Genomic DNA, 20,946 nt, shown 5'->3' with positions numbered 1-20,946 from the left:
GAAGGACCGCCCTTAAAACCAGGCGGCCCTGCACTTCTTAATAGTCTGCTTATTCTTTTTGCAATTCTTCTACCACGGTTCCCTTTCTTCCGAACCGGAATGCCAGGTAAGGCACCAGCCCTCCCATTATCAGCAGGATTGGGAATACCACCAGCATCGGCGTGATCATGAACTTATACTGCATGAACCACATGCCCCCGGACAATGTCCTTACTGCGGTCAATGAGAACAGGCTGCCCGCCACAAACGAGAATACTATGGTCAGTGCGGCGTAATAAAGTCCTTCTGCCATCACCATTTTTGTCAGCTGCCTCTTCGTCATTCCGATGGCCTCCATCATGGCAAATTCTCTCTGCCTGGTAATGATTCCTGTTAGTATGGAATTGACAAAGTTCAAGATCCCGATCACTCCTATGACAAAAGCCAGGGCGCCGCCGATAAGCAGGAACATATTCGTCAGCGTATAGAAACTTTTCTCATATTGTAGTTTTGAACTATAATCCATCAATGGCTCAGTGCTTGACGTATAGCCCTTTAATGCTGCGTCCGTCTCTCTTGCATATCCATCTTTGACATCAAAAGAGTATGACATCAGGAACTTCTGCGAAACGATCTCCTTAAATGGCTCCGCCCCTATATAATATGGAAAATAGGCGGACATGCGGGTGGTCAAGTTCCAATAGTCCTCCTTGATAACGGACAATACCGTCACTTCCTTTTCCTTTGGCTCCCCATTTTGATCCTTGTAGGTAAGGGTTACCTTGTCACCCGGATGGTTCAGGACCCGGTCTTTTCGGATTGCCCCTTTATCGGTAACCGGCGCTGCATACACAATATAATCGCCTGTTTTTAATTTGTCCTTAATGACGTTAAGATCGCTTTCTCCTTCCCAGACCTGCATCTCATTTACGACATAGTCTTCTGCCCCATAGAGATACACTTCAAAATCACCCTGCTCATTGGTGTCAATTGGAATGAATTCTTTCCCATAGTATTCCCCGGGCATTCCGTTTGAATCTTGTTCTATTCCGGGAGGAATGGTGATGCCTTTCTGTTTTACGCCCACGAAGGAACCTGCCCCGTAGAGCCTTCCGCCATCTTCATAGCCTTTTAATCCCTGGCAGTATTCGATGTACGACTCCGTCAGATTTTCCTCATCAATGGTTTCTAAGTTCCTTCCTCTATAATTGTCCATGCCGAAATATTTTGCGTTTGCAATGAGGAAATCCGGCTTTATAAAACTTTGCAGGTACTTATCCATATCAAACGAATGGGTTATCGTAAATACGCTGTTTAGAAGGATGATCGCCAGAGACAGCGACGCAATGATAATCGTCGTCTTTCCCTTGCTCCTTCCCAGGTTCGACATAGCCATCCGCCATATCCTGCCTCCGCTTAAAGAGTGCTTTCCTTTTTTGCGCGCCTTGCTTCCCTCTGTATACCTCAGCGCTTCGATCGGAGATACCCGGGCTGCCATTCTGGCCGGATGCCCCGTGGAAATGAATACCGTTACCAGGGTAAAGACGGCCGCTCCGATAAAGATCAGCGGATTTGCCGGCACCGTGCTGTATTCCACTATATCTCCCAATGATTTCATGATCACTGGCACCAGGCCTTTTCCTACAAAGAATCCCGCCAGCAGCCCGACTGGAATTCCAATCAGGGACAGTTTCAGCGCCTGCCGTCTGATGATCCGCTTGATCTGCCTCCCGGTAGTCCCAATGGTCTTAAGCAGGCCATAATAACGGATATCCTTCATGATCGAGATCCGGAAGATATTGTATATGATCAAATACCCGGTCAGCAGGATCAGAAGCAGCCCTCCTGCAACAGCCCCCATGGTCATCGGGTCTGCATCTGCCTCGTCGGATACATAGGCCCAGTTCCCGTTGCTTGCGATATAGTTTTCATCCGTCTCCTTGATAGAATATCCGCTTTCCGTGATCACCTGATCCAGTTTCTTCTGGATATTGAAACTGTTGGAGAACATGACATCCATACGGATCGAACCTGTCTGAGACTCCCTGTGGTCAATCCCATTGTAGACAAGCTCGTCGGCATGCGCCTCAACGTACGCCTCCGATACGATGGCAAATCCTACGTTCAGGGCCGGATCGGATCTTGTGATTCCTGTGACCGTAAATGTCCGCTTCGTAATCGCCTCATCATACTGGCGAATCTGCAGCTGAAGCGTAACCTTCTGCCCCGGCTCCTTTTTTAATCCCAGCAATTCCATGGAAGTCTCGTCTAGCAGAATCTCATCTGCCTTCTTGGGAGCCTTCCCTTTAAGAATCTCTATAAAACAGTGGGGATAAGCATTCTTTGGATAATACCATGCCTCCACATGCCGCTTTAAGAATTCCGGATTACGCACATAATCCGCCACCAGCTTGCAGGGCATGCTCTCCTTGATCAGCGGATGCTCCTTTAGCGTCTCATATTCTTCTTTTGTCAGATTCTTGATCACGCCGTGGGTATCCCCTCCAGCCTGCCTTGCCGTCTGCATCTGAAACGTGCTAAGAGCGCCAATCCCTATGGTGAAAAGGGCGGTAAACAGCATTGCCGTAAGCGCGATCGCGATCGCTGCTATGCTGTTTCTCAGCTTATTCGTCTGAAAGCCCCGGTCGGAAAGGCGGCGCACGGCTTCTTTATTTGCTACCTTACGCATTTGCCTCACCGCCTTTGCCGGTAATCTTGCCGTCCTCGATACGGATGATCCGGTCTGACATCTGGGCAATCTCTTCATTGTGGGTAATCATCACCATGGTCTGCCCGTAACGCTGGCTGGTAATCTTCATCAGGCTTAATACATCCTGGCTGGTCACGGAGTCCAGATTTCCCGTCGGCTCATCCGCCAGGATGATAGCAGGCTTTGCCGCCAGCGCCCGGGCGATGGCAACCCTCTGCTGCTGGCCACCGGAGAGCTGGGATGGAAGGCTGTAGATCTTTTCCTGCAGTCCCAGGGTCTTTATAACTTCTTTTACATATTTTTTATCCACCCGGGTTCCGTCCAGTTCCATAGGCAGCACGATGTTCTCATATACATTTAATATTGGGACCAGATTGTAGTTCTGGAACACGAAGCCAATCTTTCTTCTGCGGAAGATGGTGAGTTCTTCATCCTTTAGTTTGAAGATGTCCTTGCCATCTACATATACCTTGCCGCTGGTAGGGCGGTCCAGGCCTCCCAGCATATGAAGGAGCGTAGACTTTCCCGAGCCGCTGGTCCCTACAATGGACAGGAACTCTCCTTTTCCCACTTCCAGATCCACCCCGTTTAGGGCCTTCACCAGTGTCGTATCTTTCCCATAATATTTCTTCAGGTTTTCTGTCTTCAATATTGCCATTACCTAATGCCTCCTGCTTCTTTTTTTAAGAAAAAGAGACTGCACGGAAGTACAATCTCCTTTGCTATCTATAATATTACAGGATAAGTCTTACCACATTCTGTCCGGATTCTAACAGTTCTGAAAGAATTCATCGATTCCCAGATATATCCCGAAAACCGTTCCTTTTCCGTGCCCCGGGCCTACCTTGATATAGCCGTCTTCCCTTCTGAGAATCTCCCGGGCCAGGTACAGGCCGATGCCCACGCCTTCTTCCTGCTGGTTAACCTCCCCGCGGTAAAACCTCTGAAAGATCTTGGTCCGCTCTTCTTCCGGTATCCCCGGGCCCTCGTCTTCCACCTGGATGCATACATGCATCTCATAAACTTTCACGCTTACCGTGATGGCGCTCCCGGGCGGAGAATATTTCACGCCGTTGTCAAGGATATTAAACAGCGCCTCCTGGGTCCATTTCAAATCATACACGGCCTGAATCCTGCCAAATGGTTCCTGCTTAATCGTAATGGATTTCTTCCTGGCTTTGGATGATACATCCCTTAAAGCCCGCTCCACCAGCGGTGCCAGAGGCTGCTTTTTAGGCTTTACTTCCAGAATATCGCTCTCCAGCCGGGACATCTTGACCAGCGCCTGGATCAGGAATTCCAATTTTTTTGCCTGACCGCCAAGCTGGTCCGCGATCTCCAGCCCCTCCGGGGTAAGCGGCTGCTCCTTTAGCAGTTCGCTGTATAGAATGATGTTCGAAAGCGGCGTCTTCGTCTGATGAGAGATGTCAGACAGGATCGACTTGATATCCGTCCTCTCCCTTCTGGCTGCTTCTACCGACAGTTTGGATGTGGTCAGATACTGCTTCCACCGGGATTCCAGCCTGGAAAGTTCTGTCTCATCGTATTTTCCCTCTTCAAACCTTCCCTCGATCGCATCCGTCAGCATCTCATCCAAGCGCTTAAGCGTCCTTCCGGTCCTCAATATGCTCATCTTTCCTTCCCTCTCTCCCACACGTATCCAATTCCATAAACCGTACGTATCGGACATTCTTCTCCTGAAAGTTTTAATTTCTTCCTAAGCCTTGCCACAGTGACCGACAAGGCATTCTCATCGATATAATCCGAGCCTTCCTGCCAGATCCCCTCATTGAGAATCTCTCTGGTAAGCGTCTGTCCCGGACGCGTAACCAGCATTCGCAGAAGTTTCTGTTCCGTCTTGCTTAGTACAACGGGTTTTCCTTCCACCGCGAATTCCTGACGGTCAAAGGAAAATCGATATCCTTCCTCCTGAAACTCCTTGCCTTCCTGTCTGCCTGCCCTGGCAAACAGGCGCTCTACTCTGGCCCGAAGGACCATCAGGCTAAAAGGCTTCGTAATGTAATCATCCGCTCCCATCTCGATGCCTCGCACTTCGTCGATCTCCATGTCATTGGCTGTCAGCATGATCACAGGAATCTGCGATTCCTTCCGTACGGATTCTAAGAATCCATAGCCGCTTCCATCCGGCAGATTAATGTCCAGGATGACCATGTCAATCTGATTATCTTTCCAGTATTCAATGGCTTCTTTCAATGTATAGGCCGACAGGAAACGATACATCGGATTCTTAAGGGCCATAGCCACGCCCTGGTTAAGTCCCCGGTCATCCTCTACTACTAAGATTGTCTTTTCCATCTTCTTTCTAACCTTCTTGCGCTCTGAATGCAATCTCGCCGGTCGAAGAATCCATACGTTCCACGATAGCCAGCGATTCCAGCTGGATTCCCAGATTTCGGATGATCCTTCCCCCTGGCTGGAATCCTTTTTCCACGACAATTCCGATCCCCTCCACCGTCGCTTCGGCGGACTGCACAATCTGGATCAGGCCCTGAAGCGCGCAGCCATTTGCCAGGAAATCATCAATGATCAGGACATGGTCTTTTTCACTGAGGAACTTCTGGGCTACGATCACCTGATTCTTGCAGTTGTGGGTAAATGACTCTACCTCCGCCACATACATCTCTCCCTCTAAGTTGATACTCTTAGCCTTTTTGGCAAACACCACCGGCACGTCGAAATGCTGTGCCACGATACAGGCGATTCCGATCCCGGACGCTTCGATGGTAAGGATCTTATTAATCTTCTTTCCTTCGAATCGTTTCTTGAATTCCTTTCCAATCTCATTAAACAGCGCGATATCCATCTGATGGTTCAGGAAACTGTCCACCTTGAGCACATTTCCATCCTTTACAATTCCATCCTTCAATATACGTTCTTCTAAAAAATTCATCCTTATCTCCTCTCTTTCCATAGCCTTATCCCTTATCTTCCCATGCTGCCGGCTATTGCGGCGAGAAACTTAAGCAGAGGACTCCACAGGCGGGGATGGCTTTCCAGAATAAACCGCCTGGCCTCCTCTGCGCTAAGTCCGCTGTACCATCTGAGGCAATGCGCTCCCTTCACGGACTCTCCAATCACCGTATTGCCATGTGCAGCGGCTCCGATCGCGACTTCTTTTCCAAACGCCGCCGCGCCGGCCGCATAGATCCCGACCGCCAGGGAACCGATCGCTACGATTCCGGCTGCCATTGCTCCCAAGGCCATCAGGCCAACGGCGATGCAGCCTAACGCCAGAATTCCAATGCCCAGGCAGCCAATGCTGATAACGCCCACGGAGACGCAGCCAAATGACAGCACGCCAATGGCCACGTTTCCGACGGCAATGATTCCTTTCGCCACCCCTTCCTTGCCGAGCCGCCTGGACAGCCGGACGCATACAAGAGGCACGCCTTTTATCGTGGTCTTGCTTGTGTAATGATATCCTCTCATATACCGGACGATGTTGTCCACCTTTTCTTCCAGGCGCCTGCTTTCTTCTCTCTCTGCCTCTTTTGGCTCTTCGGCATCTTTTACCAGGTAGTCTATGCTTACTTGGAACATCTCTGACAGCGTGATCAATTTGGCTAATTCCGGAAGCGCCGCGCCGGATTCCCATTTGCTGACAGACTGGCGCGTGATCCCCAGACGGTCTGCTAGCTGCTCCTGGGACATCCCCTGTTTCCTTCTAAGCTGTATTAATTTCTCTGAAAATTCCATATCGTTTCCCTGCCTTTTCCTTTTGATGCATATAGAATAGTAGATGTCCGTCCAATCCACAAGAAAACAGCACCTGGTAATTTGTCAACCTGCGGTTGCCCCCTTTCCAGACGCCCTTTCCAGGCATAGTTCTTACTATTTCTTTCTAGGATAACATGAATATTGCGGTAAGAAAAGTAAAAACTCCAGCCTTTTCTCTCCTAGGCTGAAGTTCCTTTTATAGAGTATGCTTTCTGACTGCTCCGATTCCCAGCGCTCCAGGGCCTGTATGGCAGCCAATGCTGAGCGTCAGCGGTATATGGGTCAGTTCCATTCCCGGAAATTCCAAGGTCAGCGCCTGTTTCCACTTCTCGATCGTCTCTGTGTCCATCCAAGTATTTGCAATCCCCAATTGAAGCATTCCATGTTCATGCAGATGCGAAAATCTGGTCTCAATATCATTATGAAGCGCCTTGCACATCGTGCGAAATGCCGACTTCATTCCTCTTACCTTTGCAAATGCATCCAGCTTGTCTCCTTGTATCGTAAGCACCGGCTTAATGTTAAGAGCCGTTCCGATAGCCGCGCCAGCCGCAGTCACCCTTCCGCCTTTTTTCAGGTATTCCAGCGTATCCACGGCAATATAGATGGTGGAATCCATGGCCTCCTGCTCGAGAATCTCTTTGATCTTCGCACCGCTCTTCCCCTCCCCGGCCAGATGCAGGGCATCCAGAACGGCGTGGGTAAGCGTTACAGATATTCTATGATTATCCACCACGAATACGCGGCCTTTGTACTTTTCTTCCCTGGCGAACGACATGCTGCTTGCACAGGACTGGCTAAGCCCGCTGGACATCGGAATATATACCACTTCGTCATGCTCCTTAAGAAGCCGGTCCCACATCCCCATCACGTCTCCGGGCGAAGGCTGGGACGAAGTGATCAAGGCGCCTGCCTTCTGCTTCTCATAAAACATCTCTGACGTAATGTCTACTCCTTCATAATATGTATTTCCGTCTATCAATACCGGCATAGGCAAAATGCTGATTCCATATCTCCTGCCTTCTTCCGGCAGTAATCCACAATTACTGTCTGTCATTACCGCAATATCAGACATCTTAACCTCCTGATAACCTTTTCTGTTTCCTTTACACATTGACCGTTATTATTACACGTGTTAAAATTATAGCACAGCGCCCGGTTTCTTAACAATTGACAAATTCCGGGATCTGTCAGTTATTTATACAAATTTAAGGAAGTGTAAATTTATGGAAGATCGCCGGGTAAAGAAGACAAAGAAAAATCTCAAACGCACCTTGATAGACATGCTTCAGGATATGCCTTTTGAACGTATCTCCGTCACGGAACTGTGCACCCGTGCAGACACGAGCCGCATCACATTCTACACCCATTACAGTGATAAATATGCCCTGGTAGACGATATTTTCATGGACATGATCGAGGCTGGAACGAAGATTTACGAAGATATGCAGATAGAAAACAACCCGCAGATGGATCCTGTGGTCAGCTACTGCAACGTGCTGGACAGCATCCTGATCCTGTTCTACGACAATCTGGATTTCTTCCGCCACACGGCTCCTGACGAGAATCCCCATCTGGCCTTCAGTTTCTACAACTATGTGCTTCAGACGGTAGAAATGCATACCGCCAAAGAAAGCCGGGTCATAAAGTTAAAATATTCCACTCAGAGAATCGCCGGCTTCCTCTGCTACGGCATGGTGGGCTTCATCAATGAAGGGCATTCCGAAAACGTCCCTCTTAAGAAACTTTATGAAGATGCCCGGCAACTCTTAATGGATCTGCTAAAATCTGATATACTGGTCTATTTTTAAATAAAAAAATTATCGGTGGCCATTTCTGACCACCGACTATAAATCCCAGAAAACTTTCCTGCGATTTTCTCTTACATATTAGCCCTGTATGCCTCGTCCGCACTGTATACGTCGAACCCGCTGCCTTTTAGGATGTCGATCACTCTCGCAGGATCATCGCTCTTAAGCACTGCTGCAGCATCGCTTCCGTTGGCAAATGCATACATATACTCGATATTTACTTCTCCCTCTACAATCTGGTGCATTGCTTTACTTAGGGAGCCTGTGGCATGTGGAACCCGAAGCGCCACCACGTCCGTCAGCATGGCGGTGATTCCCTCATCTTTCAGCGCCGCGCGTCCCTTGTGCGGATCTGATACGATCATGCGGAGCATGCCGTACTCTGAGGTATCTGCCAGGCTAAGTGCCACGATATTGACGCCTGCCTCTGAAAGGATCTTCAGTATCTCATCCAGACGTCCTTCTCTATTTTCCATAAATACTGATAACTGCTGAATCGTATTGCTCATACCCATCTTTTATTCCCCTCCTTTTACAGATCTCTGTTGTCAATTACACGTTTTGCCTTGCCTTCGCTTCTCTGGATCGTCTTAGGCTCTACGAGTTTTACTTTTACTGCCAGGCCCAATGCCTGCTTTAATACGGCTCCCACTCTATTCTTAAGTTCATCCAGCTTACGGATCTCATCTGAGAAGTACTTCTCATCAACCTCTACCATTACCGTAAGTACGTCCAGGTTATTCTCACGGTCTACAATCAGCATATAGTGAGGCGCTACGCCGCCGCCCATAGAAAGAAGCGCTGTCTCAACCTGTGTCGGGAATACGTTGACTCCGCGGATCACCTTCATATCATCCGTCCGTCCGGTAAACTTCTGGATTCTTGGAAGCGTTCTTCCACACTCGCAGGTGCTGTACTCAATGCTTGTCAGATCTTTGGTCCTGTAGCGGATCAGCGGCATGCCTTCTTTGGCAAGAGTGGTGAAGACAAGCTCTCCTGTCTCACCGTCCGCGCATGCGGTATGGTCAGCCGGATTCAGGATCTCCGGATAGAAATAATCTTCATATACATGCAGTCCTTTATGGTGGATGCAGTCCATGGCAACGCCAGGTCCGGTAATCTCGCACAGTCCATAGATATCAAAACTGTTGATGTGGAGGATTCCCTCAATCTTCTTACGCATCTCGTCCGTCCACGGCTCTGCGCCGTTAATGCTGGCTTTTAACTGAAGACGGTCTACGACGCCTGCTTCCTCTGCTGCCTCAGCCAGATACAGCGCATAAGAAGGCGTGCAGGCAAATGCGGTTGCCCCAAAGTCTTCCATGCACATCAGCTGACGCTTCGTATTGCCGGCTGACATCGGAATTGCCATAGCCCCCAGAGCCTTTGCTCCAAAGTCCAGTCCCATGCCTCCTGTGAAGAGTCCGTATCCATAGCACACATGGATGCGGTCCGTTGCGTCAAGGCCTGCCATAGTAAGCCCTCTGGCCACGCACTCGCCCCATACGTCCACGTCTTTCTGGGTATAGGAAGCCAGGGTAAGTTTTCCGGTGGTTCCGGATGTCCCCTGTACTCTTACAATCTTCTCCTGGGGAACTGCCAGAAGCCCAAATGGATAATTGTCCCTTAAGTCTTCCTTCGTCGTAAATGGAAGTTTGTTAATGTCTTCTATTCCCTTTATATCTCCAGGCTCCACGCCCAGATCATCCATCTTCTTGCGGTAGAACTCTACATTTTCATAGACGTTCTTTACTTGCTTTACGAGACGCTCGCTCTGAAGCGCGGACATCTCATCCCTGCTCATACATTCAATTTTTGGATCTCTGATCTGTTCTTTCCAGTCTTTTAATGCTACTCCTGCCATGTTCTTCCTACTCCTATTCTTAATTTTATAAATCTGATTCTTCTACAATCTTCACATTTGCTTCCTTAAGAATCTGAGCTGCTTTCTCAAAATCGTCCGTGTTAAATACCATAACCGGCGCTTTCCCTTCGCGGATCACAAATGAATAGATGTAGTTAATATTGATCTTGCCATCGGCAAGTATTGCCAACATCTGATTGAGATTGCCTTTCTTATCTTCTAATTCCACGCCCATAACCTCATGGACTCTTACGACAAATCCCCGCTCAGTCAAGTAACCCTTCGCCTCTGCTGGCTTATCTACTACGAGACGAAGGATCCCAAATTCCGGCGTATCAAAAGTCGCTACAGCCCGGATATTGACGTGCGCTTCGGTAAGCTTTGACGTAACATCCATAAGGCTGCCCGGCTTGTTCTCCACGAATACTGATAGTTGCCTGATCATATGACACCTCCCTATAATTGATATCCAACATCAAACGCTTGCCTGTTTATGTCAATCGTTTTTGGTGGCACGGTCTTCTCAATAACGTCATACCATTCATCCAGGGAAAATTCCATGTGCTGCGCCGCGATTCCAAGCACGATCAAGTTAAATACTCTTGAATTGCCCAGTTTCTTAGCCTCCTCCGTGGCATTTACGGTATAGACCTTGTAGTTCTCTTTTAATGTATCTATAATATTCGCCGGATACTCGGCTGCTCCGATGACAACCGGCATAGGATCGATTCTCCAGTCATTGACGATCAGCACCCCTCCCTTTTTGAGGTAGTGCGCATATCTCATAGCCTCCAGCCTTTCGAAGGCAATGATGACATCTGCCTGCCCTTCTTCTACGATTGGCTCCGCCACATTCTCGCCATAGCGTACGAATGTAACTACGCTTCCTCCTCGCTGTGCCATGCCGTGTACTTCTGAAAGTTTTACATCCAGCCCTCTGGCAATGGCAAGGCCGCCTAAAATTCTGCTGGTAAGCAGCGTTCCCTGTCCTCCGACTCCAACAATCATAATATTCTTTGTAGCCATTATCTGTCACCTGCCTTTACTAATTCAATCGCGTCAAACTTGCACAGGCTCTCGCAAAGCCCGCATCCTGTACACATCGTATCGTCAATGTGGATCGTTCCATCCGGCTTCCTGGTCATTGCCGGGCATCCCGGCTTCATGCACATGCCGCACTTCCTGCACTTATCCTCATGGGCGATATATACCGGCTTCTTCGCCTTGCTAAGCAATACGCAAGGTGACTTCGTGATGATGACGGAGACTTCATCCTTCGCCACTTCTTCTTTTATGACTTTTTCAAGCTGCTCTATATCAAATGCATTGACTTCCGTTACATTCTTCACGCCTATCGCATGGCAGAGCGCCGGAATGTCAATCGCGTAGGTGGCGTCTCCCTGCAAGGTCTTGCCGGTTGCCGCGTGATCCTGATGTCCGGTCATTCCGGTGGTAGAATTATCCAGGATCATGACCGTTCCGGTCGCGTTGTTATACATCATGTTCATCAGAGAGTTCACGCCTGTATGTAAGAACGTGGAATCGCCGATTACCGCTACCCAGTTCTTGATATACTCTTTGCCTTTTGCCTTTTCCATACCATGCAGGCTGGAAATGCTGGCTCCCATGCAGATCGTCGTATCTACGGTGCTAAGCGGTGGAACTGCCCCTAAGGTATAGCATCCGATGTCTCCCGCTGCATGCATGTTCAGTTTCTTCAGCACGTAATATACGCTTCTGTGCGGACATCCCGGACACAGGATCGGTGGTCTGCCAGGAATCTGTGCTGGCTGGTCGATGTGCAGTTCTTCTTTCAGAATCGCCCTGCGGATCATATTCGCACTGTATTCGCCCTGCACGGTAAAGATCTCTTTTCCGATTGCCTTGATCCCCCAGGATTTCACCTGTTCTTCTATAACCGGATCCAGTTCTTCTACAATATAGAGCGTATCAACCTTAGATGCAAAATCTTCGATCATCTTTCTCGGAAGCGGGTTCACCATTCCAAGCTTCAGTACAGAGGCATCCGGCAGCGCTTCCTTTACATACTGATAAGGAATACCGCTCGTAATGACTCCGATCTTCGTATCTTTCATCTCGACTGTATTGATAGAAAGCGTCTCCGCAGCCTCCGCAAGTTCCAGGTTCCGCTTCTCAATCTCTACATGGCGCAGTTTTGCATTGCCTGGCATCATAACCGTCTTCTTGACATCTTTTACATATTCCTTATCTTCTACCGTCACACGATCCTTAAGTTCTACCAGTCCCTGGGAATGTGCCAGCCTCGTAGTGATGCGGAATACGAATGGACGGTCATATTTCTCGCTCAACTCATAAGCCACTTTGATGTAATCCTTTGCCTCCGCGCTGTCGGACGGCTCCAGTACCGGCAGTTGTGCCGCTCTTGCCACCATTCTGGTATCCTGCTCATTCTGGGAACTGTAGAGTCCCGGATCATCCGCAACGACGATGACAAGGCCTCCATTCACGCCCATATAGGACACCGTGTAAGCCGGGTCGGCAGCCACATTAAATCCCACATGCTTCATACAGGCCATAGAGCGTACGCCTACTACGGACGCTCCAATCGCCACTTCTGTGGCGACCTTCTCATTCGGCGACCATTCGCAGTATAAATCATCCTTGTACTGTACCAGATATTCGCTGATCTCCGTGCTGGGCGTTCCTGGATAGGCAGCGGATACTTTCACGCCCGCCTCGTATGCCCCTCTGGCAATCGCTTCGTTGCCCAGCATAACTACTTTCTTATTCTCTGACATCTTATAATCCATCCTTTCGTAAATCTGTCACTCTCTTTGCTTTCCCTTCAAATCTCTGCAGGGAATATGGCGCAACCAGCTTAATCTGGGTTGCAAGGCCAAGCTGTGCTTTCAGTCCCTTCTTAATCTTCTGCTCCAGCTCGCTTAACTGCATATAACTGTCAAGCAGTCTGTCATCTACCAGTTCTACTGTGATCGTCATGACATCCAGGCGATTCTTCCGCTCCACGAGAATCTCATAATGAGGCCCGATCTCCTGAATCTGCAGAAGCACTTCTTCAATCTGTGTCGGGAATACGTTGACGCCTCTGATCACCAGCATGTCGTCCGCCCGGCCTGAGAGGTTCTCCATACGCGCGGTCGTCCTGCCGCATTTGCAAGGCTCATAGAACAGGCGGGTCAAATCTCCGGTCCGGTAGCGGATCAAAGGAATCGCTTCCTTTCCCAGACAGGTCACGACCAGTTCTCCCCGCTCTCCCGGCGGAAGTACCTCGCCTGTCTCGGGATTGATCACTTCCGGGATAAACCAGTCTTCATTGATATGCATGCCGCATAATTCTTCGCATTCTCCTGCGACTCCGGGGCCGCATAATTCGCTCATGCCATAATTCTGGGTACAGAGGAACTGTTCTCCCCAGACCTTGTGCATCTCGTCCCGCATAGGTTCCGTCATGCCTTCACCGCCGAACAGTCCAATATGCACCTTCAGATCTTTTGACGGGTCCAGGCCCCTGGCCCGTATCTCCTCTCCCAGATGCAGCGCATAGGAAGGGGTTGCGACCAGAAGCGTCGTGCCTATATCCTGCATGAACATGATCTGCTTCTTGGTATTGCCGGATGACATTGGGATTACGGATGCCCCCAGTTTCTCCAAGCCGCCATGCAGTCCCAGCGCCCCTGTAAAGGTTCCATAGCCGAATGCGATCTGCGCCACGTCATGCGGCGTTGCTCCGCCCATGCACGCGATTCTGGCTACATTATTCAGCCAGACATCCAGATCCTTCCTGGTATATCCTACCACCGTCGGCTTTCCGGTTGTCCCCGAACTGGCGTGGAACCGCACCAGTTCCTTCTTATCTACTGCAAATAATCCCATTGGATAATTGTCTCTAAAGTCTGCTTTATATGTAAATGGCATCTTCTTTAAATCATCCAGACTCTGGATATCATCGGGTTTTATGCCTGCTTCATCCATTTTCCTGCGATAAGGCTCTACTCTGTCGTAGATATAATGTACCGCCTCCTTCAGCCGCTTAAGCTGGATACTCTCAATCTCAACTCTTGGCAGGGTTTCTTCCTTCGCCCAAATCATGTTATTTCCTCCTTCATCCCAAAGGGAACATTCCCCTTACTCTATTGAAAAGCAGGCGCAAAATGTAAACTACGCCTGTTACCTGTTAAGTATAGCACATTGCTTTCGCAAGTTAAAGCATTAATTTGCGAAAACCGCTTTTTTCTTAACGGAAATCAGAAAAAGCGAGAATCATAATCACGATTGCATAACAAAACAAAGCGATAATAACAAAAACCTTCTGATCCATGCCATCCTTCACCACTGCAATTCCTTCCGTCCGCTTTGCAACGGCTCGGGCAAACTTTCTTGCAGCGCTGGTGGTTCTGCCGCACCGAAGCAAATATGCGGCTTCTCTCTTAGTTCCAGTCCCATTATCGTCATGCCTGCAGCTGACTATGACACTGGAAAAGTCCGACTTGCGAACCGCATTCCTGGTTCTCGTGGCCTTATACTCGATCCCCACAACATCCTGGTAGGGAATATAGACCAGTTTTACCCTATTCTCTATATTATAGACACCTTGTTCTACTTCAGAAAGTGCCCAAAAACCCTTCCCATCAAATACGGCCAGAACCTGGCCTATAAACAGGTTCAGCAGCCTGCATGCCACTGCAATAGGAAGAAAAAACATGGTCCATGCCACTGCCGCATCCAGCATGGCATGCTTCGGGAACATGATGCATTCCAGAATCCCCAGAATCCAGAACGGAATCGTCAGCTGGCAGCACAGAAAGCACCAGCTGCTCCAATCATTCCTGTAGTGCCTGCCTTCTTTTGCCAGAAACATCTCCCTCTGGTACTCGTTCTGTTCCTCAAACGTCTCTTCGTAAGCCTTTTGCTCCTGCTGAAACTTCTGAAACTCTTCGGACCGGGCTAGTTTCATAATCTTTTTTGCCGTATAAAAAAATCCTTTTCTATCCTTTGCCATAACATTTACAGGTATATTCACCCACCTCTACTTTTATGATTGATACGGCCTTTTCAAGTCTTGGATTCGTCTCAAATTCTTGAAACTCCTTTCCCGTCTGATGCTTCATGATCACCGCCAGCGCCTTCAGCTTCTCTTCCGGTTCCGTAATAACTCTGGCCTCGCCATTTCCTATGATGCTGGCGTAATGATAGCTGTGCTGGCAGGCCAGCCTTCCCTCCACCAGTTCATGGCCGCAATCCATCTCGAATCCCACCTGCGGATTCTCCTTCACTAGTTCCAGCTTCTTCCCTTCACGGGCTCCATGGTAATACAATACCAGCCGGCCATCCTCCAGGCTGTAGCCATGGTTCATCGGCACGATATATACCTTTCCCTGATCCATAAGCCCGATCCTGCTCACCTTGCAGGCATCCAGTATCTCCTTTATCTTTTCAATATCCGTCACTTCCCGGTCTTTCCTTCGCATACCCGTCTCCTCCTCTTCCTCTTCTAGATGCAGTACTGCACCAGTAATATCTATTTTAATCCATTCCCGTCCACATGTCCATTTCTCAATTTAGTTTTTTGGCATCTTCTTTGGTATTTTCTTTGGTGGATGAAGGACGCAGGAGGATGGGGGAGAGGGGTTGTTACGACGCTCCTGGGACTGCGGCAGATAATGAATCATTAGGTTTCTAATGCAGACTGACAATTAAAGGAATAGAGCAATCGCGCAGTAAATAAGCAAAAGGGCCATGATAGCGTTTACCAGTTTCGTGTGTTTGGAAAAGAGTTTACAAAATGCCGCTCCAAACAGCGCCCAAACAAAAGAACCTGAAGCGCCAATCAGAGATAGTATGACAGTAAACCCGGTTAGTGCTGCTCCTGAATGATAAACCGGCAAGATATAAAGCGACATTGCCGTGATTGCGTAAATATAAATTTTGGGATTGGCAAATTGCAGTACCATGCCTGAAAGAAAGCTGGCCTCCTTACCGCCATCTGTACTTAATTCAGAAGAACTTTTCCAGACTTTCCATGCAAGATAAAGCATATAAGCGGCGCCTAATATCTGCATGACAATCTTTACTTTAGGAAGAAACGAATAGAGTGTTGCGCTAAATGCGGTACAAACAGACATAACGATTACAAATCCGGCCAGTATCCCGAGATTAAAGCGAACGCTCCGACGCAGTCCCAGCCGTATGGCATTGCTCATGGAAAGCAGATTGTTTGCACCCGGCGTATAAGCCGTAATAAAGCAATAAATTAAAAAATCATATAAATGAAACATAAATAAATAGAACTCCTTTCCTCTTTACAAATCTAAGCCGAAATAATATAATGATACAAAATGGTTACTATACCGCACTAGTACGATATAATAATACATTTTGTGCATTATATTGTCAATAGGGAGGAGCGATTTATTTGGATTCAATGAGTATGATAGTCGCTAAAAATATTAAACGGCTGCGTGAAGAAAATAAACTTAGCATGGACGAGCTTGTAAAATTGAGTGGCGTCAGTAAAAGCATGCTGGCACAAATCGAACGCGGCGACGGCAATCCGACAATCTCCACGCTATGGAAAATTTCAAATGGATTGAAAGTGCCGTTTGACGCATTAACCGTTCGTCCGAAAAGTCCTTATGAGATTGTGAAAACGGCTGAAATTCAGCCTTTGCTTGAAGATGGTGGAAAAGTAAGAAACTACTCTCTTTTCCCGGATAACGAGAACCGTAGATTTGCAGTCTATTATCTGGAATTAGAGGAGGGAAGTTATTTTGAATCCGAACCGCATTTAAGGGGAACCACTGAATTTATTACAATATTCACAGGCAAGATCGAGATTCTTGCCGATGGGCAAAATTTTATAGTTGAAAAAGGCGAAAGCATACGATTCAGGGCCGACACCATTCATTCATACAAAAATATTGGTAATGAAACCGCAATATTGCACATGATTCTTTTTAACCCCTGATGGGACGCTTGTAAGATCAGCCTTGGCACACATCCCCTTAAGGCTTTTGGGTACGAGCAGGTATTATGAGGAGGCGGGAGGATTTCCTTTCTGTCGAGCAAGTCGTTGGAAAGTGTTAGCAGAAAGGCCCTGAAATGCCGGTTGCTTACATTTCAGGGCCTTTCTGCTTATACTTTCCCGGCGAAGGGAGTCGGAAGGGAAATCCTCCCGGCCCCCTCATAATGCCGTCCGCATCCAAAACCATTCCCCCTAAAACTTCTCCCACTTCACTTTCTCCATAGGAAGTTCTTCCAGCTGATAGGCTGGCATTTTAACTGCCGGCATGCCAAGGGACAGGATGGCTTCTAACTTATAATTCTCTGGGAATCCCAGTTTTTCTCTGACGTATTCTTCCGTCGTCTTTTCATCGGACTCTCTGAGCCTTCCCTGGATCCAGCAGCTGCCGATCTCCAGGCTGGATGCCATCAGATGCATGTGGGCCATTGCCACGGAGCAATCCTCTACCCAGACATCCTGCTCTTTCGCGTCTCCGATCACCACGATGGCGCACTGCGCCTCTTTAAGCATCTTCACGCCGCCAGCCCTGCAGCCGGACAGGTATGCAAGTGTTTCCTTATCACGGACAACAATGAACTCCCAGGGGCGCTTTGCCTTCCCTGATTCGGACAGAAGGCCTGCCTGAAGGATCTTCATCAGGCTCTCTTCCGGAATCTGCTCCTGCGTATAACTTCTGATGCTGCGTCTCTTTCTCATAATTTCTAATAAATCCATAAATATCATCCTTTCCTTGCTTTCTACTTATAGTTACATCAGAAAAAGATATCCGTGTCAAGATATCTTTTTCTGATTCTATCTGCTATATCGATTGGGGGGTTGATTACAATTTCAAGTAGGATTCCAGCACCTCTTTCATATCCCCAATGATGCCATAGTCGGATACATTGAAAATTGGAGCGCCTTCATCCAGGTTGATCGCCACAAATAATTTTGTGTCTTTGATTCCTTCTGTATGCTGTATGGCTCCGGATACTCCAAGGGAGATGCAGATCTTCGGACGGATGGTGAATCCGGTCTGTCCGATCTGATGCTCGAACGGAATGAATCCTGTATCTGCCAGCGGCCTGGTGCCCCCGATTGCCGCACCAAGCTTATCGGCAAATGCCTTTAACAGCGCGAAGTTTTCCTCGCTTTCTGCTCCCCGGCCTCCTACAACCACGACTTCTGCCGAGAGGATGCTGTCAGTCTCATTGGATGCCGGAACAGACTCGATTACCTCTATTTTAGATTCCGGAAGGACAATATCGTCAAAATATCTGACTTTAGCCTTTCTATCTTCGGCGGCCTCATACGGCATATATACGCCCGGCCTTACCGTCATCATCTGGGGGTAGAATCCTTCTTTTGTCACAATCGTGACGAAAACATTTTCTCCGAAGGAAGGTTTATTCTGTTTGATATAAAAGGTGTTGTCCTCCCGTGTATCTACTAATAACTCTGTGCAGTCCGCCGTAAGCCCGCAGCCTAGGCGTGCAGCAACTCTTGAGAAGATGGAGCGCCCCGTAGGGGTTGCCGGAATCAGCACGCTTGACGGGTCGATTCTTTGAATCATCTCAGCAATCACCTGGCTTAGCGCGTCATCCTGGAATGCACATTCTCTGTCTGCCTTGACAGCATATACTTCATCTATGCCAAGCTGTTCCAATTGTTTTATGAGATGATCACAGTCCTTGGCAACGACAACAGCCTGTATCTTCTCGCCGGTTGTCTCTTTAATGAAATGTGCTGCGCGAACCAGTTCTGCCACGACAGATTCTATATTACCATTATAATTTTCTGCGAAAACACAAATTCCACTAGCCATTTATTCTTTTCCTTTCTCAATCTCGATTAACTCATGCAGCTTGCGTGCCAGTTCTTCCGGAGTTCCGGTAAGCATCTCGGCTCTTCTGGTACTCTCCGGCGCAAAAGAGTCGGTGACTACCGTCGGCGATCCTGCAAGCCCGATCTCGCTTGCATCCATCTGAAGTTCCGCGTTGGTGTACACCTCCATCGGCTTGCTCTTGGCTGCCCGCTTGGTACGAAGGGTAGCCAGGCGCGGCTCGTTACATCCGAAGCATACGCTCATTAGCGCCGGCAGGGAAGCCTTGATCTTCCATTCCATTCCCTGGGCCTTCTTGATGGCGATCATACTGTCCGCCATATTCTCATCGTATGTAATTCCCTGTATCTCAGATACGTGAGGAATCCCCATATATTCCGCTACCATGGCTCCCACCTGTCCGGTGGCTCCATCCGCGGATAAGGCGCCGCTTAATATCAAGTCAAATTTTCCATATTTCTCAATGCTTCTGGCAAGTACCTTTGCAGTGGCAATGGTATCTCCTCCTGCCAGGCACCTGTCTGTGATGAGACAACTCTCATCACAGCCCATTGCCATAGCATCTCTTAAAGCCTTCTCTGCATCCGGAGGTCCCATCGTAAATACTACGACTTTTCCTTCTGTCTGCTCTTTTAAGGCCATTGCCGCCTCGATGGCGTTCAAGTCCGCTGGATTGATCATTCCTTCCGAGCTTGCACGCACCAGAGCGTGAGTTTCCGGATCAACAGAAACGTCATTGGAAACAGGAACCTGTTTTATAAGAACTGCTATATTCATATTTTCTCCTCTCTGTTACACGTGTTTATTTTAACAGACGTTCAAATGCCCAGTCTTCTAACAATGGAGTCTTCTCTCCGCGCATAATGAATTTTGCAAGGTCTCTGCTGGCTGCCGGTGCTTCAATGACTCCGTTTCCGCCGTATCCTGTCGCAAGAACATATCCTTCTACTGGAGTCTCTCCTAAGATTGGGAGGAAGTCTTTTGGCTCCGCGCGGTAGGACAGCCATGAAGATACCAGTCCGCTGTCTACGATTCCAGGCACTCTGCATTCCAGCTGGTCAAGCAGGAAGTCGATGAAGTAGTCGTCTGTTCCGCCTGTTGCCGGAAGTTTGTCCGGATCCCACTGTCCTGCATGCATCGGATTGTTCAGATCCATAGAAAGGTGGGACTTGCAGATAAAGATGTTGTCGCCTGCCCTTAACGCATAGAATGCAGGATATTTCAGTACTGGGAAGGTGTATCCTAATTTCTTTCCTGGAGGGCAGAGGAAGAATGCTTCTGCCTTGGTATGCCAGATCGGTACATCCATGCCTACCATTTCTCCGGTAAATTTGCTCCAAGGTCCTGTACAGTCAACGACATAGTCAAATTCATAGTCTTCTCCCTCGCTGGTCTTAAGGCCTTTGATCTTGTTATTCTCTACCTTGACTTCCGTAACTTTTACGCCGGTTTTGATAACGCCGCCGTTTTTCTGCATTTTCTTTGCATATGTATTGGAGATCATGGTTCCGTCAAAATATCCATCATCCTGCGTGTAACCTGCTCCCAGGATGTTCTCTGTGGAAATGTCCGGAAGGATCTCTTTGATTCTGTCCTTGTCGGTAATATATTCTCCTGTATAGCCAGCCGCCTTAGCCAATGCGATTCCTGTCTTGATGGTAGCCTCTACCTTTTCATCGGTTGCCACTACCAGGGTACCGGTCTTGTCAAAGCCTGCGGATCCTTTTTCTTCTGCTTCCATCTTAAGATAAGACTCGAATCCGTATAATCTTACATCCCAGTATCTGTTTCTTAATGAGTCATCGAAGAGGCATACGGTTCCTGCTGATTTTGCAGTGGATGCTCCGCCGATGGTGTCTTTCTCGAATACGACTACCTCCGCATTATCATAAAGGCTCAGATGATATCCGAGACATGTTCCTGAAATTCCTCCGCCAATAATACCAATTTTTTTCTTTTCCATAGCATTGCCTTCCTTTCTTTTTTGGTTTGCCTTTG

At 48.3% G+C, this 20,946-nt stretch carries 22 protein-coding genes; 2 read left to right on the top strand and 20 right to left on the bottom strand.

Going from position 1 to position 20,946, the window contains the following annotated elements:
* Positions 1-49: 49 nt before the first annotated feature.
* From K0036_RS06640 to K0036_RS06610, 7 genes are all read right to left on the bottom strand, one after another.
* Complete coding sequence (locus tag K0036_RS06640) at positions 50-2,668, bottom strand: ABC transporter permease (RefSeq protein ID WP_220431004.1); 2,619 nt, start codon at positions 2,666-2,668, stop codon at positions 50-52.
* Positions 2,661-3,347 (bottom strand): ABC transporter ATP-binding protein, encoded by a 687-nt coding sequence (locus K0036_RS06635; RefSeq protein WP_025644192.1) that lies wholly within the window; start codon positions 3,345-3,347, stop codon positions 2,661-2,663. The genes K0036_RS06640 and K0036_RS06635 overlap by 8 nt, the downstream gene beginning before the upstream one ends.
* A 111-nt stretch (positions 3,348-3,458) precedes the next feature.
* Entirely contained in the window at positions 3,459-4,322 is an 864-nt protein-coding gene (locus K0036_RS06630) for a sensor histidine kinase (RefSeq protein WP_220431003.1), read from the bottom strand.
* The gene (locus K0036_RS06625; RefSeq protein ID WP_220431002.1) at positions 4,319-5,005 is read right to left on the bottom strand and encodes a response regulator transcription factor; all 687 of its coding nucleotides are present in this window, start codon (positions 5,003-5,005) and stop codon (positions 4,319-4,321) included. Before K0036_RS06625 ends, K0036_RS06630 begins: the two co-directional genes overlap by 4 nt.
* A 7-nt stretch (positions 5,006-5,012) precedes the next feature.
* Positions 5,013-5,600 (bottom strand): xanthine phosphoribosyltransferase, encoded by a 588-nt coding sequence (locus K0036_RS06620; RefSeq protein ID WP_025644198.1) that lies wholly within the window; start codon positions 5,598-5,600, stop codon positions 5,013-5,015.
* 32 nt (positions 5,601-5,632) lie between these two features.
* A complete protein-coding gene (locus tag K0036_RS06615) occupies positions 5,633-6,406 on the bottom strand; it encodes a helix-turn-helix domain-containing protein (RefSeq protein ID WP_025644199.1) in 774 nt (257 codons plus the stop codon).
* A gap of 217 nt (positions 6,407-6,623) precedes the next feature.
* The gene (locus tag K0036_RS06610) at positions 6,624-7,502 is read right to left on the bottom strand and encodes a DegV family protein (RefSeq protein WP_220431001.1); all 879 of its coding nucleotides are present in this window, start codon (positions 7,500-7,502) and stop codon (positions 6,624-6,626) included.
* Positions 7,503-7,653: 151 nt separating this feature from the next.
* Between K0036_RS06610 and K0036_RS06605 the strand changes: the two genes are divergently transcribed.
* Positions 7,654-8,238, top strand: a complete 585-nt coding sequence (locus K0036_RS06605) for a TetR/AcrR family transcriptional regulator (protein ID WP_220431000.1) — start codon at positions 7,654-7,656, stop codon at positions 8,236-8,238.
* Positions 8,239-8,309: 71 nt separating this feature from the next.
* On the opposite strand, the gene K0036_RS06600 is transcribed toward K0036_RS06605, so the two are convergent.
* The 9 genes from K0036_RS06600 to K0036_RS06560 form a co-directional block, all read right to left on the bottom strand.
* Positions 8,310-8,753: an ACT domain-containing protein gene (locus tag K0036_RS06600; protein WP_044955542.1), complete on the bottom strand. Its 444-nt coding sequence runs from the start codon at positions 8,751-8,753 to the stop codon at positions 8,310-8,312.
* Between the two features lie 17 nt (positions 8,754-8,770).
* The gene (locus K0036_RS06595) at positions 8,771-10,102 is read right to left on the bottom strand and encodes a phenylacetate--CoA ligase family protein (RefSeq protein ID WP_025644208.1); all 1,332 of its coding nucleotides are present in this window, start codon (positions 10,100-10,102) and stop codon (positions 8,771-8,773) included.
* Positions 10,103-10,127: 25 nt separating this feature from the next.
* On the bottom strand, positions 10,128-10,547 hold the full coding sequence (locus tag K0036_RS06590; protein WP_004606940.1) for an ACT domain-containing protein: 420 nt from the start codon (positions 10,545-10,547) through the stop codon (positions 10,128-10,130).
* Between the two features lie 11 nt (positions 10,548-10,558).
* The gene (locus K0036_RS06585) at positions 10,559-11,128 is read right to left on the bottom strand and encodes an indolepyruvate oxidoreductase subunit beta (protein WP_025644211.1); all 570 of its coding nucleotides are present in this window, start codon (positions 11,126-11,128) and stop codon (positions 10,559-10,561) included.
* The gene (gene iorA, locus K0036_RS06580) at positions 11,128-12,882 is read right to left on the bottom strand and encodes an indolepyruvate ferredoxin oxidoreductase subunit alpha (protein ID WP_220430999.1); all 1,755 of its coding nucleotides are present in this window, start codon (positions 12,880-12,882) and stop codon (positions 11,128-11,130) included. Before iorA ends, K0036_RS06585 begins: the two co-directional genes overlap by 1 nt.
* A gap of 1 nt (position 12,883) precedes the next feature.
* Positions 12,884-14,194 carry a phenylacetate--CoA ligase family protein gene (locus tag K0036_RS06575; protein ID WP_025644215.1) on the bottom strand — a complete coding sequence of 437 codons (1,311 nt, stop codon included), beginning with the start codon at positions 14,192-14,194 and terminating at the stop codon, positions 12,884-12,886.
* A gap of 145 nt (positions 14,195-14,339) precedes the next feature.
* Positions 14,340-15,125: a hypothetical protein gene (locus K0036_RS06570; protein WP_220430998.1), complete on the bottom strand. Its 786-nt coding sequence runs from the start codon at positions 15,123-15,125 to the stop codon at positions 14,340-14,342.
* Positions 15,091-15,573, bottom strand: coding sequence for a pyridoxamine 5'-phosphate oxidase family protein (locus tag K0036_RS06565; RefSeq protein ID WP_025644220.1), 483 nt, complete (start codon positions 15,571-15,573; stop codon positions 15,091-15,093). Before K0036_RS06565 ends, K0036_RS06570 begins: the two co-directional genes overlap by 35 nt.
* Positions 15,574-15,798: 225 nt before the next feature.
* The gene (locus tag K0036_RS06560; RefSeq protein WP_220430997.1) at positions 15,799-16,380 is read right to left on the bottom strand and encodes a LysE family transporter; all 582 of its coding nucleotides are present in this window, start codon (positions 16,378-16,380) and stop codon (positions 15,799-15,801) included.
* A 137-nt stretch (positions 16,381-16,517) separates the two neighbouring features.
* Between K0036_RS06560 and K0036_RS06555 the strand changes: the two genes are divergently transcribed.
* A complete protein-coding gene (locus K0036_RS06555) occupies positions 16,518-17,069 on the top strand; it encodes a helix-turn-helix domain-containing protein (RefSeq protein WP_220430996.1) in 552 nt (183 codons plus the stop codon).
* A gap of 249 nt (positions 17,070-17,318) precedes the next feature.
* Here K0036_RS06555 and K0036_RS06550 read toward each other — a convergent pair whose 3' ends face one another.
* The 4 genes from K0036_RS06550 to K0036_RS06535 all read right to left on the bottom strand — a co-directional run bounded on the left by K0036_RS06550 (position 17,319) and on the right by K0036_RS06535 (position 20,911).
* A complete protein-coding gene (locus tag K0036_RS06550; RefSeq protein WP_025644226.1) occupies positions 17,319-17,840 on the bottom strand; it encodes a nitroreductase family protein in 522 nt (173 codons plus the stop codon).
* 106 nt (positions 17,841-17,946) lie between these two features.
* Positions 17,947-18,930 carry an electron transfer flavoprotein subunit alpha/FixB family protein gene (locus K0036_RS06545; protein WP_220430995.1) on the bottom strand — a complete coding sequence of 328 codons (984 nt, stop codon included), beginning with the start codon at positions 18,928-18,930 and terminating at the stop codon, positions 17,947-17,949.
* Positions 18,931-19,725, bottom strand: coding sequence for an electron transfer flavoprotein subunit beta/FixA family protein (locus K0036_RS06540; protein ID WP_025644230.1), 795 nt, complete (start codon positions 19,723-19,725; stop codon positions 18,931-18,933).
* 25 nt (positions 19,726-19,750) lie between these two features.
* Positions 19,751-20,911, bottom strand: a complete 1,161-nt coding sequence (locus tag K0036_RS06535) for an NAD(P)/FAD-dependent oxidoreductase (protein WP_025644232.1) — start codon at positions 20,909-20,911, stop codon at positions 19,751-19,753.
* Positions 20,912-20,946: the final 35 nt, after the last annotated feature.

The organism is [Clostridium] scindens, assembly GCF_019597925.1.
GTDB lineage: Bacteria > Bacillota > Clostridia > Lachnospirales > Lachnospiraceae > Clostridium_AP.
The sequence above is the reverse complement of the archived record's forward strand: the minus strand, read 5'-3'. Positions and strand labels throughout refer to the sequence as shown.